A 1536-nucleotide genomic window follows, 5' to 3' on the forward strand; every position below is an offset into this window, starting at 1 on the left:
ACCGGCCGATTGGTTCTTGCTGCTGCCGCAGCTTTCGCGTGATGAGACGCGGTTGCAGGCGCTCGCGGAAACGGCCGAACGCTCAATTCGCCAATTGTCGGATGAGATCGACGGCATGGTTGTGGATGAGCAGGCACTATCGATCGCCGCGGTTATGGAGACACTCGAGATCGGACGAGCGCGCTATCGGGCGGCGGCGGACGATCTGCCAAAGCGCAGAATCGCCGTCGCCGAGCAGGAGGGCATCCTGTCGCGGTCGCTGTTCGATCTCGACCAAGCGGGACATGCAAATCCCGAGAGGTTGTTGCTACCAGCACCATCCATTGGCGCCATCCGCGACTTGATGGAGAAACGCTCTGGGATCGACGCCGAGATCGCTTCCACGGAGCGCGAGCTCAAGCGGGCCAACGATACGCTCAATCGCTTGAAGGAAGACACGGCCGAATTTGACGGTGAAACCGAGCTGGAACCGGATACGCAATCGCGCATCGAGAATGCGCTGGCGAGACTGACGGATACAGACCTTCTCTCGCGTCTCGCCGTCGAGGAGCGCTCCTATCGCCAGGTGTGCCGCAATCTCGACGATCGCATTGCGCTGCTGGTGCCTTGGTCGGGCGATCTAGACGAGCTAGCTTTGACGAAGGCGGCTGACACACGGCAACTAGATATGTGGCGATCACACGCGGCGTCGATCGAAAAGCGCGTGAGCGAGCATCGCGGCAAGCTTCGCGACCTCACCGGCGAACGAGCCGCGACTTTGGCGCGGATCGCTGCGTTTGCGAGCGAGGGCACCGTCGACGACAGCGCGGCGCAGGCCCTGCGTAGCGCGCGCGATGCGGCTTGGCAGAGCCATCTTGCCACGCTGGACAGCGCCACCGCTTCGACATTCGAACAGGCCATGCGGCAGGACGATGCCGCAACGGACAATCGGTTGGCCCGCGCCAAGGATTTGGCCGAACTCCGGCAGCTGAAGCTCGCAGCCGCTGCCAGCGCGGCCGCCATCGATCGGCAGCAGGAGCTGCTTGCGGAAGGGCTGGCGGATCACGATGCCTTGGCGGACAAGATCGGAACTTTTTTGCCCGATGCCATTGAGGCCGGGCCGGATGCACTGGAGCGGCTGGTTGCGCTTGAGAGCTGGGCCGGCAGGCGAAATACTACGCTTTCGGCCCGGGACGATCTGAGGAAAAGCGAATATGAACTCGAGGCGCTTCGCTCCGAACTCGGGCGGCATAGCACAGAGCTTGGGGCAGCCCTCACCGAAGCCGGCGCGCGGTTTGATGGCGACATGCCGATCGCGGACCTGACGCGAGGGGCGGCGAGACTGCTGGCCGACAGCAGGAGGCGGGAGGAGGTGCGCGCCAACCACCGGAAGGCAATGAGCGGGCTGACGCGCGATATCGCCGAGCGGGAGCGTGACCATCAGCAGGCTGTCCTGATCGCGGATGCATGGCGTGATGCCTGGTCGGAGGCGCTGTCAGTCACATGGTTTGCCGACAAGGTCACATCAGTCGCCGCCGTCAGTGCTATTCTCTCTAC

At 63.5% G+C, this 1536-nt stretch carries 1 pseudogene; it reads left to right on the forward strand.

What is annotated here, in order from left to right:
- Nucleotides 1–16: 16 nt before the first annotated feature.
- A pseudogene (locus tag B3605_RS18090) lies at nucleotides 17–1536 on the forward strand (hypothetical protein); the annotation flags it as partial.

This window comes from Rhizobium sp. UBA1881 (assembly GCF_002338015.1).
Classification (GTDB): Bacteria; Pseudomonadota; Alphaproteobacteria; order Rhizobiales; family Rhizobiaceae; genus Rhizobium.